Source organism: Streptomyces sp. NPDC026377 (assembly GCF_055567715.1).
The window spans coordinates 130,248-144,331 of record NZ_JBVHPV010000006.1 but is presented as its reverse complement, the minus strand read 5'-3'; the positions used below and the strand labels follow the sequence as shown (position 1 = coordinate 144,331).

General features: G+C 71.4%; 14 protein-coding genes and 2 tRNA genes. 10 read left to right on the top strand and 6 right to left on the bottom strand.

Annotation, left to right across the window (positions count from 1 at the left end; all coding sequences use genetic code 11):
• Positions 1-2: 2 nt before the first annotated feature.
• Entirely contained in the window at positions 3-521 is a 519-nt protein-coding gene (locus tag ACZ4MU_RS15220; protein ID WP_467875835.1) for a DsbA family protein, read from the bottom strand.
• A gap of 155 nt (positions 522-676) precedes the next feature.
• On the opposite strand from ACZ4MU_RS15220, the gene ACZ4MU_RS15215 reads away from it, so the two are divergent.
• Positions 677-1,117, top strand: a complete 441-nt coding sequence (locus ACZ4MU_RS15215) for a hypothetical protein (RefSeq protein ID WP_467875832.1) — start codon at positions 677-679, stop codon at positions 1,115-1,117.
• Between the two features lie 444 nt (positions 1,118-1,561).
• Positions 1,562-1,741, top strand: coding sequence for a hypothetical protein (locus ACZ4MU_RS15210; RefSeq protein ID WP_406552790.1), 180 nt, complete (start codon positions 1,562-1,564; stop codon positions 1,739-1,741).
• 47 nt (positions 1,742-1,788) lie between these two features.
• Here the strand turns inward: ACZ4MU_RS15210 and ACZ4MU_RS15205 are convergent, their stop codons facing one another.
• Both ACZ4MU_RS15205 and ACZ4MU_RS15200 read right to left on the bottom strand, forming a co-directional pair.
• On the bottom strand, positions 1,789-2,346 hold the full coding sequence (locus ACZ4MU_RS15205; RefSeq protein ID WP_467875830.1) for a CGNR zinc finger domain-containing protein: 558 nt from the start codon (positions 2,344-2,346) through the stop codon (positions 1,789-1,791).
• Between the two features lie 205 nt (positions 2,347-2,551).
• Positions 2,552-2,965, bottom strand: coding sequence for an SsgA family sporulation/cell division regulator (locus tag ACZ4MU_RS15200; RefSeq protein WP_003987206.1), 414 nt, complete (start codon positions 2,963-2,965; stop codon positions 2,552-2,554).
• A 189-nt stretch (positions 2,966-3,154) separates the two neighbouring features.
• Here ACZ4MU_RS15200 and ACZ4MU_RS15195 point away from each other — a divergent pair, with 189 nt between their 5' ends.
• The 4 genes from ACZ4MU_RS15195 to ACZ4MU_RS15180 all read left to right on the top strand — a co-directional run bounded on the left by ACZ4MU_RS15195 (position 3,155) and on the right by ACZ4MU_RS15180 (position 4,385).
• On the top strand, positions 3,155-3,565 hold the full coding sequence (locus tag ACZ4MU_RS15195) for a TIGR02611 family protein (RefSeq protein ID WP_467875827.1): 411 nt from the start codon (positions 3,155-3,157) through the stop codon (positions 3,563-3,565).
• A 64-nt stretch (positions 3,566-3,629) separates the two neighbouring features.
• A tRNA-Val gene (locus ACZ4MU_RS15190) sits at positions 3,630-3,701 on the top strand.
• 108 nt (positions 3,702-3,809) lie between these two features.
• Entirely contained in the window at positions 3,810-4,274 is a 465-nt protein-coding gene (locus ACZ4MU_RS15185) for an SRPBCC family protein (protein ID WP_467875824.1), read from the top strand.
• Between the two features lie 39 nt (positions 4,275-4,313).
• Positions 4,314-4,385 (top strand) — tRNA-Val (locus tag ACZ4MU_RS15180).
• An 88-nt stretch (positions 4,386-4,473) separates the two neighbouring features.
• Here the strand turns inward: ACZ4MU_RS15180 and ACZ4MU_RS15175 are convergent.
• Entirely contained in the window at positions 4,474-5,199 is a 726-nt protein-coding gene (locus tag ACZ4MU_RS15175; protein WP_467875821.1) for an exonuclease domain-containing protein, read from the bottom strand.
• Positions 5,200-5,339: 140 nt separating this feature from the next.
• Between ACZ4MU_RS15175 and ACZ4MU_RS15170 the strand changes: the two genes are divergently transcribed.
• From ACZ4MU_RS15170 to ACZ4MU_RS15155, 4 genes are all read left to right on the top strand, one after another.
• Positions 5,340-5,906 carry a DUF4365 domain-containing protein gene (locus ACZ4MU_RS15170; RefSeq protein WP_467875818.1) on the top strand — a complete coding sequence of 189 codons (567 nt, stop codon included), beginning with the start codon at positions 5,340-5,342 and terminating at the stop codon, positions 5,904-5,906.
• Positions 5,906-7,102 carry a serine/threonine-protein kinase gene (locus tag ACZ4MU_RS15165; protein WP_467875815.1) on the top strand — a complete coding sequence of 399 codons (1,197 nt, stop codon included), beginning with the start codon at positions 5,906-5,908 and terminating at the stop codon, positions 7,100-7,102. The genes ACZ4MU_RS15170 and ACZ4MU_RS15165 overlap by 1 nt, the downstream gene beginning before the upstream one ends.
• A 139-nt stretch (positions 7,103-7,241) precedes the next feature.
• Positions 7,242-9,218, top strand: coding sequence for a threonine--tRNA ligase (gene thrS / locus ACZ4MU_RS15160; RefSeq protein WP_467875812.1), 1,977 nt, complete (start codon positions 7,242-7,244; stop codon positions 9,216-9,218).
• A 76-nt stretch (positions 9,219-9,294) separates the two neighbouring features.
• Positions 9,295-9,855: an HIT family protein gene (locus ACZ4MU_RS15155; protein ID WP_467875809.1), complete on the top strand. Its 561-nt coding sequence runs from the start codon at positions 9,295-9,297 to the stop codon at positions 9,853-9,855.
• Between the two features lie 3 nt (positions 9,856-9,858).
• Here ACZ4MU_RS15155 and ACZ4MU_RS15150 read toward each other — a convergent pair whose 3' ends face one another.
• The gene (locus ACZ4MU_RS15150; protein ID WP_467875807.1) at positions 9,859-11,514 is read right to left on the bottom strand and encodes a hypothetical protein; all 1,656 of its coding nucleotides are present in this window, start codon (positions 11,512-11,514) and stop codon (positions 9,859-9,861) included.
• Between the two features lie 184 nt (positions 11,515-11,698).
• Complete coding sequence (locus tag ACZ4MU_RS15145; protein ID WP_467875804.1) at positions 11,699-13,897, bottom strand: elongation factor G-like protein EF-G2; 2,199 nt, start codon at positions 13,895-13,897, stop codon at positions 11,699-11,701.
• Positions 13,898-14,084 lie beyond the last annotated feature (187 nt).

The following is a 14,084-nucleotide window of genomic DNA, read 5'->3' as shown; positions in this document are numbered from 1 at the left end:
CCTCAGACGCCCAGCAGCCGGTCCGCGATCTCCTGGATACGGGCACGCAGCCCTTCCTGGCTCCTGCCGCCGTCCAGGCGCTCGCCGTCGATGACGTACGTGGGGGTGCCGGTGACGCCGATGGCCTTGCCCTCGGCCTGGTCGGCGTCGACGATCAGCAGGTGCCGGCCGTCGATGAGCGCGGTGTCGAACTCCTCGGCGTCCAGGCCGAGTTCCCGCGCGGTGTCGAGCAGGACGTGCTCGCCCCGCTCGCCGAGCTCCCCGGTGCGGGCGAGCACCGCCTCGACGTAGCGCCAGCCCTGGCCCTGTGCGAACGCCTCCTCGGCGGCCTGGGCGGCGGCGTAGGCGTGCTTGTGCTTGTCCAGCGGGAAGTGCCGCAGCCGGATGTCGAGCCGGTCGCCGTACTGGTCCCGCAGGGCGCGGACGTCGTCCAGGGCGGCGTGGCAGTCGGGGCACTGGAGCTCGCACCACACGTCGAGGACGACGGGGGCGGAGCCGGTTTCGGGGGTGGTCTCGCTCATGGACCCAGTCTTCCAGCACCGCCCGAGGGGCCCCAACCGGGACCTGGGGAGGATCCGCCCCCGAGATCTCCCTGATGTCCCGGCCCACCGTGGCCCGGACGGGGCGGCGCGGTGCAGGATGGAAGGGCCACACCCCCCATGTCTGGAGGAACCGGATGCTTGCCGAGACCGTCTGCTCCGCCGCGTCCGCCGCCGGACTGGGCATCGCCGCCGTCACGGCGTACCGCAAGCGCTTCCTGTCGGCCACCAGGATCGCCGCCTACGCGCTGGTGCCCGTGGCCCTGGTCATGACCGGTGTCGTGGGATGGGTGTCCGGCATCGTCTTCAAGCCGACCGTCTGGGCGGGCTTCGGCCTGCTCGGCATCGCCTGGATGCTCTTCTGCGCCACCCGGTTCGTGGAGCGGCGCTCCGGGGGCGGCACCCGCAAGGAGCGCAGGGCCGCCGCCGCGACCCGGGGGGAGGCGGTCGCCCCGACCGCCTCGGCGCCTTCCCTGGGCGCCGGGCGCGCGTCGGCGCCCAGGCCCGCCCCGAAGGCGAAGGGCGGCGCCGACGACTTCAGCGACATCGAGGCGATCCTGAAGAAGCACGGGATCTGACGCCCCTCCCGGGGGCCAACGCCGGGCCCCGGGGCCGGGCGTCCCTCGCCCCGGCAGGGGAGCGGACGCGGGCGCGGAACTCCGCCGGAATCTGAAAGACCGTCGGAATCTGACGCTCCGTAACGTGCCGTGACCGGCCCGTGCGGGAAATTCCCATGGTCGCTCATTCCCTTATACGGAATTTCAGTTGGACTGAATTCCGGCCCCGCCACGGGATCGCTCCTGGAGCGCTCCCCGCGAGGATATGGCCGCGATTTCCCGGGCCCGGCCGGCAATTCCCCGCCCGCGCGGGCGCCGCACCGGCCGCGGCCGAGCAGGGCGCCCCGGGGTGGACCGGCGACGGGGACCGGGGGAACACCTGCCCGTCAACATCGAAGCAACTCCCCCTCCGAGTGGGCGTGTTGGCGCACCGCCGTGCTCCCGCTGGTCCATCATCACCCCGAGATGCTGGACACTTCCCCGGGGCACGTCCCCGCGCCGCCCGAAGAACCGCACCCCGCGCCCCCGGCCGACGAGCCGCGCGGCTGCCTCTTCGCCCTTTCGCAGCCACCCCTGATGATCTTTCTCGGGGTGATCGGCTGTCTGCTGCTCATGGCGGCCGTGCACGACCTGTATCTGTTGTGACCGGACACGGAGGACTACTGGCGAAACCCCAGGGGCCGCGCCCGGGCTCAGCCCGCGGCTTCCTTGCGCCGGGCCCGGTAGGCGGCCACGTGCAGCCGGTTCCCGCAGGTGCGGCTGTCGCAGTAGCGGCGCGAGCGGTTGCGCGAGAGGTCCACGAAGGCCCGCCCGCAGTCCGGCGCCTCGCACCGGCGCAGCCGCTCCTGCTCGCCCGTCACCACGATGAACGCCAGCGCCATCCCGCCGTCGGCGGCCAGGTGGTCGGCGATCGAGGCGCCCGGCGCGAAGTAGTGCACATGCCAGTCGTAGCCGTCGTGGTCGGTCAGCTGGGGCGTGGTGCCCGCCTCGGCCACGATCTCGTTGACCAGACCGGCAGCCGCCCGGGCGTCCGGCGCCTCGAAGACCGCCGAGAACCGGTCCCGTACGGTCCGTACACCGGAGAGGTCGCGCGCGGTGAGGCTGTCCACGCCGCTGACGTCGTGCTCCCGTGCGAAGCCGTACAGCGCGTCGACATCGGCGAGCCGGTCGGGCTCCTCGCCCTCCGGCGCGGTGTTCACCAGATCGACCACCATGTCGAGGGCGATCCGGGTGTCGTGAGGGATCAGCACGATTCGCTCCCTGGCCTGCTGCGGGCCGGTGCCCGCCGATGCTGGCCGACTCTACTGGCTCGCGCGCGCGGCGCACCGGCGCCCGTCCCGCGAGGGTGCTCGCGAAACGGGCGCCGGTGAGATGCCTAGGAGGTGGGCGTGCCTATGCGGGTGTCCGTACGCCGTCTCCCCGAGTCGGACGGCGCCGAGGGGCTCTCGGGCTGGCTCAGTTCTCCGCCAGGATGTGCGAGAGCTCCGTGTCGAGATCGAAGTGGCGGTGCTCGGTGCCCGGTGGCACCGCGGCGTCGGTCCGCTTCAGGAACGACTCCAGCGCCCGCGCCGGGGCTTCGAGCAGGGCTTCTCCTTCCGGGGAGCTGAGGGCGATGCAGACGACGCCCTGACCGTGGCTGCGCGACGGCCAGACTCTGACGTCTCCGGTACCGGTGGGCCGGTGCAGGCCCTCGGCGAGGAGGTCGCGGGCGAACACCCACTCGACGGTCTCCTCGGCTCCGGTGTGGAAGGTGGCGTGCACGGCGTAGGGATCGGCCGTGTCATACCGCAGGCCCGCCGGTACAGGCAGTGAGGACTCGCTCGACACAACGAGGCGCAGGTGCAGCTCGCAGCTGACCGTGGTGTTCATAAGCGCCAGGGCCTTTCGCTCAGTGTGCGCTCGGGGATTCGCACGTCGGCGAAATCGACATGCCACCTACGGTGCCGTTGTAAACCCCTCTGGCCGTTTTGCGGGTGTTCAGGTAGCTCGTACGGCGGAGTATTACTTTGGGTTATGCCGCCATTCTGGTGAGCGCCCGCGTCGGGTAGGTTGGAGCGTATGAATACGGGGAGTGACGAGCAGGCCGGGACGGACGAGGCGGCGCTGGGGTCGCGGGCACCGGCCTTCATCAAGGCGTCCAGGACGCTCCATCTGAGCTGGCAGGTCGGCGTCTTCGTGGTGGGCCTGGCGGTGGTCGTCGCGGGCATCATCATGCTTCCGCTCCCGGGGCCCGGCTGGCTGGTGATCTTCGGCGGCATGGCGATCTGGGCGACCGAGTTCGTCTGGGCCCAGCTGGTGCTGCGCTGGACCAAGCGGAAGGTCACCGAGGCCGCCCACCGCGCCCTCGACCCCAAGGTGCGGCGCCGGAACATCATCCTGACGACGGTCGCCCTGGTGATCATGGCGGTGCTCGCCGGGATCTACCTCTGGAAGTTCGGCCTCGTCATGCCGTGGAAGATCGACGACTGACCGGCGGGACCCGCCACCGTGGTCAAAGGCCCCGCTGACATGCGGTAATGTTTGCGGTGCGCCCGGGCGATTAGCTCAGTGGGAGAGCGCTTCGTTCACACCGAAGAGGTCACTGGTTCGAACCCAGTATCGCCCACCCGGACCGAAGGCCCGGAGATCCGCACGGATCTCCGGGCCTTCGGCGTTCGCCGAACCAGCGCCCCCGACCCGGTGTACTTTCCGCTTCCCGGCGCAGACTTCCCCCATGAGGCAGACGACCGCGCGATGGAGCCACTACCGGTTCCGCAGCGTCTGGCACCTGCCCGCCCCGCCCGCCGCCGTCTTCGCCGTCCTGGCCCGCGTCGACGAGTACCCCCGCTGGTGGCCGCAGGTCCGTGAGGTCACCCTCACCGGCGGCGGCCGCGCGGGCACCGCCAGGTTCCGCTCCCTGCTCCCGTACGACCTCGTCGTCACCGTCCGCGAGCGGCGCCGCGACGAGGCGGCCGGTGTCCTGGAGGTCGCCGCCGGCGGTGACCTGGAGGGCTGGGCCCGCTGGACGCTCGACGCCCGGGGCGGCGGCACACGCGCGCTGTACGAGCAGGAGGTCGAGGTGCGCAAGCCGCTGATGCGGCGCCTCTCGCTCCCCGCGCGGCCCGTCTTCCTCGCCAACCACGCCCTGATGATGCGCGCCGGGCGGCGGGGCCTGACGGCCCTCCTGGACGGAGTTTGAACCCGGGCCGTCCGGGCCTGTATGGTTCAGTCCGTTCCCGGGCGATTAGCTCAGTGGGAGAGCGCTTCGTTCACACCGAAGAGGTCACTGGTTCGAACCCAGTATCGCCCACCGGGAGAAGGCCGGTCCGTCGACGACGGACCGGCCTCCTGCTTTGTTCCACGCAGGCCACCACCCCGGGCCGTGCCCGGTCCGCCGCTCAGGCCGCGGCCGGGAGCCCGGGCCGCACCGGCCACGCCGGATCCACCGCCTCCGGCGTCCCGTTGCGCGTGAACCACGCTTGCAGACCCCGCGCCTGGGCCGCGTGCCAGCCCGTCTGGAGCGCGTGGATCTCCGCCGGAGTCAGCCGTTCGAGCCGCGCCGCGAACCGCCGCCCCACCGCCCGTACGACCTCCAGCGCGGCCAGTGCGTCCGCCGCCGCGTCATGGGCGCCCTCCAGCACCACCCCGTAGTGCTCGCACAGATCGGACAGGGTGCGCCGGCCCTTGCGGTACCGGTCCAGATGCTTGTCCAGGACCCGCGGATCGAGCACCCGCAGGGGCGCCCCGTCCAGATAGCGCTCCAGCGACGAGGCGCGGTGCCGCCTCAACTCCCGGTCCAGCAGCGTCAGATCGAACGGCGCGTTCATCACCACCAGCGGCCGGCCCGCCGCGCACTCCTCGGCCAGAGCCCTGGCCACCTCCTCCATCACCGGCGCGGGCCACCGCCCGTTGAACTGGAGGTGCTCGTCGGTGAGCCCGTGCACGGCGGTCGCGGCGGCCGGCACCGGTATGCCCGGATTCACCAGCCAGCGAGTGGACCGCGGACGTGAACCCGGCCCGTCCTGCACCACCAGAGCGGCCGAGACCAGCCGGTCCCGCTCGACGTCCACCCCCGTCGTCTCGGTGTCGAAAGCGGCCAGGGGGCCTTCATACCAGCACGTCATGGTTCAACTCCCTTTGCGCCCATGGCAGATGGTGTGCGTCCCCTGCCCGATCCGGTGATACCCGGGCCGTTTGCGGCGTACGCCCGTCGGCAACAACACAGGTGACGGGCCCGCGAGTTGACGGAAGGCGTACGACGGCCATGGCGATCGCGCAGCCCGAGCCGAGCGGGCTCCTGACCGGGCGCACCGGACCGCCGCGCGGCTCACTCGCCACCACCGCCTGCATGGAGACCCTCCAGGTGGGCTATCTCCACGCCGTGGCGGCGGCCGCCGGCTGCTCGCTCTCACAGCCCTTTCCGGACAACGGGATCGACTGGCACGTGAGCCACAGCGCCCCCGGCCACACCGTCGACGACGAAGTCACGATCAAGGTGCAGCTCAAGTCCACGTACCAGATCCCCCCGCACCCCCCGGGCGGGGCCTTCTCCTTCACCCTCGACAACGAGCACCTGGTGAAGCTGGCCCGCACCCCCGTCTCGGTGCACAAGATCCTGGTCGTGATGCTCGTGCCCAGAAGCCGGGACGAGTGGCTGCGCGCGGGCCACGACCGGCTCGCGCTGAGGCACTGCTGCTACTGGACCAACCTGGCCGGCCACCCGGTGACCGGACGGCGCAGAACCACAGTGCGGATACCGACCTCACGGATCTTCGACGATCGCGCGCTCTGCGAGATCATGACCCGGGTCGGGGTGGGAGGGAGACCCTGATGCGTCTGGCGAGCGGGGAGTCCGGCGGGCCCGAGGTCCCGGAGCCGGTCCCGGCACAGGTGGACCCGGCCGTGCTCGGCGTACTGCTGCGCCGCCACGGCTGGCAGCGGCGCGGCGGCGCGGCCGGACGGTACGCGCGCTGGACCCCGCCCACCGGCGCCGGACCCGGCACCAGCCTGCTGGTGCCCGAGAGCCGCGCCTACCCCGACAGCGAGGACCTGATCGGCGAGGTACTCACCGCGCTGGCCCGCTCGGCCGAGCCCTCCGCGCGCGAGGTGCTCGTCTCCCTCGCCGTGCCCAGCGACGAGGTCCGCTGGTGGCGCGGCGCCCCGCCGGGCCCCTGCGGCGCCGCCCCCTGGACCGAACAGGAGCGGCTGCGCGGCGCCGCCCACCGCATGCTCCTGGCCGCCGCGCTCGCCGTGCGCGGCCGCGCCGGGTACTACGGCGCCCGCCACCGGCGGCAGGCGCTCGCCGCCCTGGACGGCGTCCTGGTGGGCCAGGCGCCAGGCGGACGGCTCACCGCGTTCGTCCCCGTGGAACCGGCCCGCCCGGTCGTCGTCCGGCTCTACGAGGCGCTCCACGCGGTCCGCGAGGCCGTCGACTACCGCCGCACCACCGGCGGCATGGAGGCCTTCGACACGGCCGTCGGCGCCGGAGCCAGCCGCGAACTCACCGAGGCGGTCGTCGCCCTGGTCGCGGGCTCGGAGGGGGTCCGCGTCGCCCTGGAATGGGCCCCCGCGGCGGGCGTCCCGGCCGGCTGCGCGCCGCGCCCCGACCCCGTCGAGTTCTCGCCCGGCGATCTGCCCGCCCTGCGCGAGGCCGGTGCGCGCTACCTCCAGGACGAGCCCGCGCTGCCGGTCCGGGTCACCGGCGCGGTGGTCCGGCTGCGGCGCTCGGGCCCGCGCGGGCCGGGGACCGTACGCCTGCGGGTGCTGGCGGGCGCCGAGATCCCGTACGTACGGATGGAGCTGGACGAGGAGGACTACCGGATCGCCGGCCACGCCCACCTCGCCGGTCTGCCGATCCGGGTGGCGGGCCGGCTGGAGAGCCGGGGCGGCTTCCGCCGGCTCGCCGGGGCGACCGGCGTGGCAACGGTCCAGGTCGACGACGCCGAGCGGGACCGGCTGATGAAGTCGATCCAGGGGGCCATGGAGAGCGTGGCCTTCTTCGAGGAGGCGTGCGCGGGGGAGGAGTGAGGGGGTGTGGGTTCCGGCTCGGGTCGCGTCGCGGACGGCGTCGCGCAAACCGTTTCGCGACCGGCCCCACCGGCTCGGTAGGATTCATCACGCATCCGCAAGATGAATCTGGTGCGCCCCCTTCAGTCAGGAGAGACCGGTGTCAGACGTCCGTGTGATCATCCAACGCGATTCCGAGCGGGAAGAGCGCGTGGTGACGACGGGCACTACGGCTGCCGAGCTCTTCACCGGTGAGCGCACCGTCGTCGCGGCCCGCGTGGCCGGTGAGCTGAAGGACCTCGCCCACGAGGTGAAGGACGGCGAGGAGGTCGAGCCCGTCGAGATCTCCTCCGAGGACGGCCTCAACATCCTGCGCCACTCCACCGCCCACGTGATGGCCCAGGCCGTCCAGGAGCTCTTCCCCGAGGCCAAGCTGGGCATCGGCCCGCCGGTCCGGGACGGCTTCTACTACGACTTCGACGTGGCACGGCCCTTCACTCCGGAGGACCTCAAGGCCATCGAGAAGAAGATGCAGGAGATCCAGAAGCGCGGGCAGAAGTTCGCCCGCCGCGTGGTCACCGACGAGGCCGCCCGCGAGGAGCTCGCGAACGAGCCGTACAAGCTGGAGCTCATCGGCATCAAGGGCTCGGCGTCGAGCGACGACGGCGCGGACGTCGAGGTGGGCGGCGGCGAGCTGACCATCTACGACAACCTGGACGCCAAGACCGGCGACCTGTGCTGGAAGGACCTCTGCCGGGGCCCGCACCTGCCGACCACCCGCAACATCCCGGCGTTCAAGCTGATGCGCAACGCGGCGGCGTACTGGCGGGGCAGCGAGAAGAACCCGATGCTCCAGCGCATCTACGGCACCGCCTGGCCCTCCAAGGAGGAGCTGAAGGCGCACCTGGACTTCCTGGCCGAGGCGGAGAAGCGGGACCACCGCAAGCTCGGCGCCGAGCTCGACCTGTTCTCCATCCCGGAGCAGATCGGATCCGGCCTCGCCGTCTTCCACCCCAAGGGCGGCATCATCCGCCGGGTGATGGAGGACTACAGCCGCAAGCGGCACGAGGAGGAGGGCTACGAGTTCGTCTACACCCCCCACGCGACCAAGGGGAAGCTCTTCGAGCAGTCGGGCCACCTGGACTGGTACGCCGACGGCATGTACCCGCCCATGCAGCTCGACGAGGGCGTGGACTACTACCTCAAGCCCATGAACTGCCCGATGCACAACCTGATCTTCGACGCGCGCGGCCGCTCCTACCGTGAGCTGCCGCTGCGCCTGTTCGAGTTCGGCACGGTGTACCGGTACGAGAAGTCGGGCGTCGTGCACGGTCTGACCCGTGCCCGCGGCTTCACCCAGGACGACGCGCACATCTACTGCACCAAGGAGCAGATGGCGGAGGAGCTCGACAAGACGCTCACCTTCGTCCTGAACCTGCTGCGCGACTACGGTCTGACCGACTTCTACCTGGAGCTGTCCACCAAGGACCCGGAGAAGTTCGTCGGCTCGGACGAGATCTGGGAGGAGGCCACCGAGACCCTGCGGCAGGTGGCCGAGAAGCAGGGCCTCCCGCTGGTCCCGGACCCGGGCGGCGCCGCGTTCTACGGCCCGAAGATCTCCGTGCAGTGCAAGGACGCCATCGGCCGCACCTGGCAGATGTCGACCGTGCAGCTCGACTTCAACCTGCCGGAGCGCTTCGACCTGGAGTACACCGGTCCGGACGGCTCCAAGCAGCGCCCGGTCATGATCCACCGCGCGCTGTTCGGCTCCATCGAGCGCTTCTTCGCGGTGCTCCTCGAGCACTACGCGGGCGCCATGCCGCCGTGGCTGGCCCCGGTCCAGGCGGTCGGCATCCCGATCGGCGACGCGCACGTCGAGTACCTCCAGGAGTTCGCCGCCGAGGCGAAGAAGAAGGGCCTGCGGGTCGAGGTGGACGCGTCCTCGGACCGGATGCAGAAGAAGATCCGCAACCATCAGAAGGCCAAGGTCCCGTTCATGGTCATCGCGGGTGACGAGGACATGGCCGCCGGTGCCGTCTCGTTCCGCTACCGCGACGGGTCGCAGGAGAACGGCATCCCGGTCGACGAGGCCATCGCCAAGCTCCTCAAGGTCGTCGAGGAGCGGGCCCAGGTCTGACGCGCCCCACCGTCGCGGGGCCCCCGGGAAGCGATCACTTCCCGGGGGCCTTCGTCGTCCCCGCGCGTGAAGTCATATGCTGCACAGCATGACGAGTGAGCCGGAACAGCAGATCGGAGTGGGTGTCCAGGACGCCTTCCAGCGCCTGTGGACGCCCCATCGGATGGCGTACATCCAGGGCGAGAACAAGCCGACCGGCCCGGATGCCGGCGACGGCTGCCCCTTCTGCTCGATCCCGGCCAAATCGGACGAGGACGGGCTCGTCGTGGCCCGGGGCGAGCATGTGTACGCGGTGCTGAACCTCTACCCGTACAACGGCGGCCACCTCATGGTCGTGCCCTACCGGCACGTCGCCGACTACACCGACCTGGACACCGCCGAGACCGTCGAGCTGGCGGAGATCACCAAGCAGGCGATGCGGGCGCTGCGGACCGCGTCCGGCGCGCACGGCTTCAACATCGGTCTCAACCAGGGTTCGGTGGCGGGCGCCGGGATCGCCGCCCATCTGCACCAGCACATCGTGCCGCGCTGGGGCGGCGACACCAACTTCATGCCGGTCGTCGGCCACACCAAGATCCTGCCCCAACTCCTGGGCGACACCCGCGAGATGCTCGCGCGGGCGTGGCCCAGGAGCTGACGCTCAGGCGTCGTACAGGTCGGCCTTGCGCGGCGCCGGGTCCTGCACCATGCCGCTGAGGATCATCGAGCGGTTGGTGAAGCGCTCGGTGTCCACGCCGTTCTCGTCCAGCACCTTCATCGCGGCGGCGTGCACCACGCGCAGCACCGGGGTGGCCGCCCGCATCGCGTCGTCGGCCATGAAGCGGTGGCGCCAGGGCTTGTCGGCCCAGACGTGCCGCAGACCGAACGGCTCGGGCAGCACCAGCTTGCCCCCGAGGTGGTCCAGGAGCGGCGGGAACCAGGTGAGCGGGGCGCGGGCGGCGAGGCGGACGACCTCGCGCGGCTCGACCAGCGGGAGCTGTATCTCCTTCTTCTCCCAGAACTTGAAGGCCTTGTCGACCGTCTTGGTCTTGGGGCTGGGCTTGGTGGTGAACAGGGCGTGCACCGGGCCGAGCGCGTGCCCGGTGACCTCGATGCGCAGGGTCTCGTGGAGCACGGTCACGGTGATCATCATGGTGATCACCAGCTGGCCGTCCCAGAGGGTGAACTGCACGCCCAGATAGTGGCGGTTGCCGCTGGAGAACTGCTGCTCGTTGCAGATCCGCTGGACCTCGTGCTGGCGGACCTGGAAGCTGTCGACATCCTGGCCGGTGGGCCGGGCGACCTCCTTGGCGTTCTCGCCGACGGGGGAGACCACCCAGTTGGTGACCGAGGGCCGGGGGAAGCCGCCGGTGTGCAGGGGGCCGCGTTCGAGGAGCTGGAGGCGGTCCTGGATGGACTTGATGACGTCCCAGCTGCGGAAGCCGTGGATCTCCTTGCCGGGTTCCTTGGAGACGAGCTCCTCGGCCAGCTGCCAGCTGCCCCAGCGGGTGCCCATGCCGAGTATGCCCTTGGGGCCGGCGTAGAAGACGGCGTTGCTCTGCTGTTCGGCGGTGAGCTTGGCCAGGCTCTGGCGCAGCCGTTCGGCGGCCGTCTCGTGGGGGTTCTTCGGCACGGCCTCGGGGATCTTGGCGCCGACGCCGCCCCCGGCGAGCAGGCCGTTCCAGCGGGCCCGCAAATCCTTGGCGGTGGTCTCGCAGATCTGCTTGGCCCAGAACCAGCCGAGGACGGGCATCACCAGCATGGCGCGCAGGTAGATCGCGAGGAATCCGCCGAAGGGCAGTTTGATCAGGGCGATCACCGCGAGCACGGCGAAGGCCAGGAGGAGCAGGTTGCCCAGGGCTCCGGCGCGGCGGTCCTTGGCGCCGGCGAGGGTGCGGCGCAGCTGGAAGAGGCCGAGCCAGAGCAGCAGTCCGGGCAGGAAGAGCACGCCGAAGACACCGGTGACGAGGGTGAGCCTGGTGTCGCGCTCCTTGCGGATGCGGATCGCGGCGAGGCAGTGTTCGACGACGGTCTGGGGTTCGGTGCCGAAGGACTGGATCAGCGCCTTGCGGGTGGCGCCGAGCATGCGGGACTGCACGGCGCGGGAGAAGGCCTCACCGAGGTTGGGTTCGAAGAGCGAGAGCCGGGGCTTGGTGACGACCGACTCGTGCCATTCGTTGTTGGCCTTGAGGATGTCGACGACCGGGCTGTCGCGGTAGGCGGCCGAGGCGAGTGCCTGGGTCGCGGCCGTCTGGCCCGCCGATCCCTGGAGCGGGACCTGGGCCCCGGGTGAGAAGTCGAATGGTTGGTCCGCCACTGCCGCCCCCATCGCCGCACATCGTCGCTCCGCGGCCTCTTCCCGACTGCCGTTCCCCGCACACCTGCTGAGCAGGGACCCAGCGTATCGGGGTCCGTGCCCGAGCGACACGGGACGTCGGAATGCCGTCCACCGCAAGGGGACTGGGCGGACGACGTCCCCGACGAGCCGTCAGTTTCCGTGTCTAACCGGTCTTTTCCATCGATTCGCGGATCTTCTCCACCAGTTGCGGCGGCATCGGCTCGTGCCGGGCGTAGCGGCGGTCGAACCGGCCGGTGCCGTGCGAGACGGAGCGCAGGTCGATCGCGTACCGCCCGATCTCGATCTCGGGCACCTCGGCCCGTACCAGGGTGCGCCCGGGGCCCGCCTGCTCGGTGCCGACGACGCGGCCCCGGCGGCCGGAGAGGTCGCTCATGACCGGGCCGACGTAGTCGTCGGGCACCAGGACCTGGAGTTCGGCGACGGGTTCGAGGAGGTGGATGCGGGCGTCGGCGGCGGCCTCGCGCAGGGCGAGCGCCCCGGCGGTCTGGAAGGCGGCGTCGGAGGAGTCCACCGAGTGGGCCTTGCCGTCCAGGAGCGTGATCCGTACGTCTACGAGCGGGTAGCCGGCGGCCACACCCCTGGCCGCCTGGGCGCGTACGCCCTTCTCGACGGAGGGGATGAACTGGCGCGGCACGGCCCCGCCCACCACCTTGTCGACGAACTCGATGCCGGATCCGGGCGGCAGCGGCGCCACCTCGATCTCGCAGATCGCGTACTGGCCGTGGCCGCCGGACTGCTTGACGTGGCGCCCGCGTCCGGTGGCGGTGTCGCCGAAGGTCTCGCGCAGGGAGACCTTGTGCGGGACGACGTCGACCTGGACGCCGTAGCGGCTGCGCAGCCGCTCCAGGGCCACGTCCTTGTGGGCCTCGCCCAGGCACCACAGGACCAGCTGGTGGGTGTGCGGGTTCTGCTCCAGGCGCATGGTCGGGTCCTCGGCGACGAGCCGGGCGAGCCCCTGGGAGAGCTTGTCCTCGTCGGCCTTGCTGTGGGCCTGGATGGCGAGCGGGAGCAGCGGGTCGGGCATGTCCCAGGGCGCCATGAGCAGGGGGTCGTCCTTGCCGGAGAGGGTGTCCCCGGTCTCGGCGCGGGTCAGCTTGGCCACGCACGCGATGTCACCGGCGATGCAGGAGCCCAGCGTGCGCTGCTGTTTGCCGAAGGGGGAGGAGAGCGCTCCGATCCGCTCGTCGACGTCGTGATCCTCGTGGCCCCGGTCGCTCATTCCGTGCCCGGAGACATGGACGGTCTCGTCGGGGTGGAGGGTGCCGGAGAAGACACGGACCAGGCTGACGCGGCCCACGTACGGGTCGGAGGAGGTCTTGATCACTTCGGCGACCAGGGGGCCGTCGGGGGCACAGAGGGGGGTGGGGCGCGCGGCGCCCTGCGGGGTGGTGACCTCGGGCGGGGTGCGCTCCAGCGGGGTCGGGAAACCGCCGGTGATCAGCTCCAGGAGCTCCACGGTGCCGATGCCCTGGCGGGCGCCGTCGGCGGCGGGCGCGGCGGCGAGGACGGGGTGGAAGGTGCCGCGTGCCACCGCCCGCTCCAGGTCGTCGACCAGCGTCTTGACGTCGATCTCCGCGCCGCCGAGGTAGCGGTCCATGAGAGTCTCGTCCTCGCTCTCGGCGATGATCCCCTCGATCAGCCGGTTGCGGGCCTCCTCGATGAGCGGGAGGTGCTCGGGGCCGGGCTCGGCCTCCTTGCGCTCGCCGGAGGCGTAGTCGTACACGCGCTGGGAGAGGAGCCCGATGAGGCCGGTGACGGGCGCGTGGCCGTCCGGTCCCTCGGCTCCGTGCAGCGGCAGGTAGAGCGGGAGTACGGCGTCGGGGTCGTCGCCGCCGAAGGCCTCGGCGCACACCCGGGTCATCTCGGTGAAGTCGGCGCGGGCCGCCTCCAGGTGGGTCACCACCAGGGCCCGGGGCATGCCCACGGCCGCGCACTCGTCCCACACCATACGGGTGGCGCCGTCCACGCCGTCCGAGGCGGAGACGACGAAAAGGGCCGCGTCCGCCGCTCGCAGACCGGCCCTGAGCTCTCCGACGAAGTCGGCGTATCCGGGGGTGTCCAGGATATTGATCTTGCAGCCGCCCCATTCCACCGGGACCAGCGAGAGCTGGACCGAGCGCTGCTGGCGGTGTTCGATCTCGTCGTAGTCGGAGACGGTCCCGCCGTCCTCGACCCGGCCCGCGCGGTTGACGGCCCCCGCCGTCAGCGCGAGCGCTTCCACCAATGTCGTCTTCCCGGATCCACTGTGGCCGACCAGCACCACGTTCCGTACGGATGCGGGGTGGTCGGCCGTAGCTGCCCTGCCGGCGGCTCCGGGATGTGCACTCGCCTTGTCGCCCATGCCGTTCCTCCCGTATGGCTTTTCGTTTCTTGCACGGTGAGGTGGTGAGAGGGCGCGGCCGCGCGGAGTCCTCCCCGGCCCCCGGCCAGGGAGAACCCCGGCGAAGGCGGCTTCGCGTGCCCGCGGTCCTTCCAGCGTTCCACTCCGGTCACGGTGCGTCCATACGTCGTACGGGAACGCGGGCGGT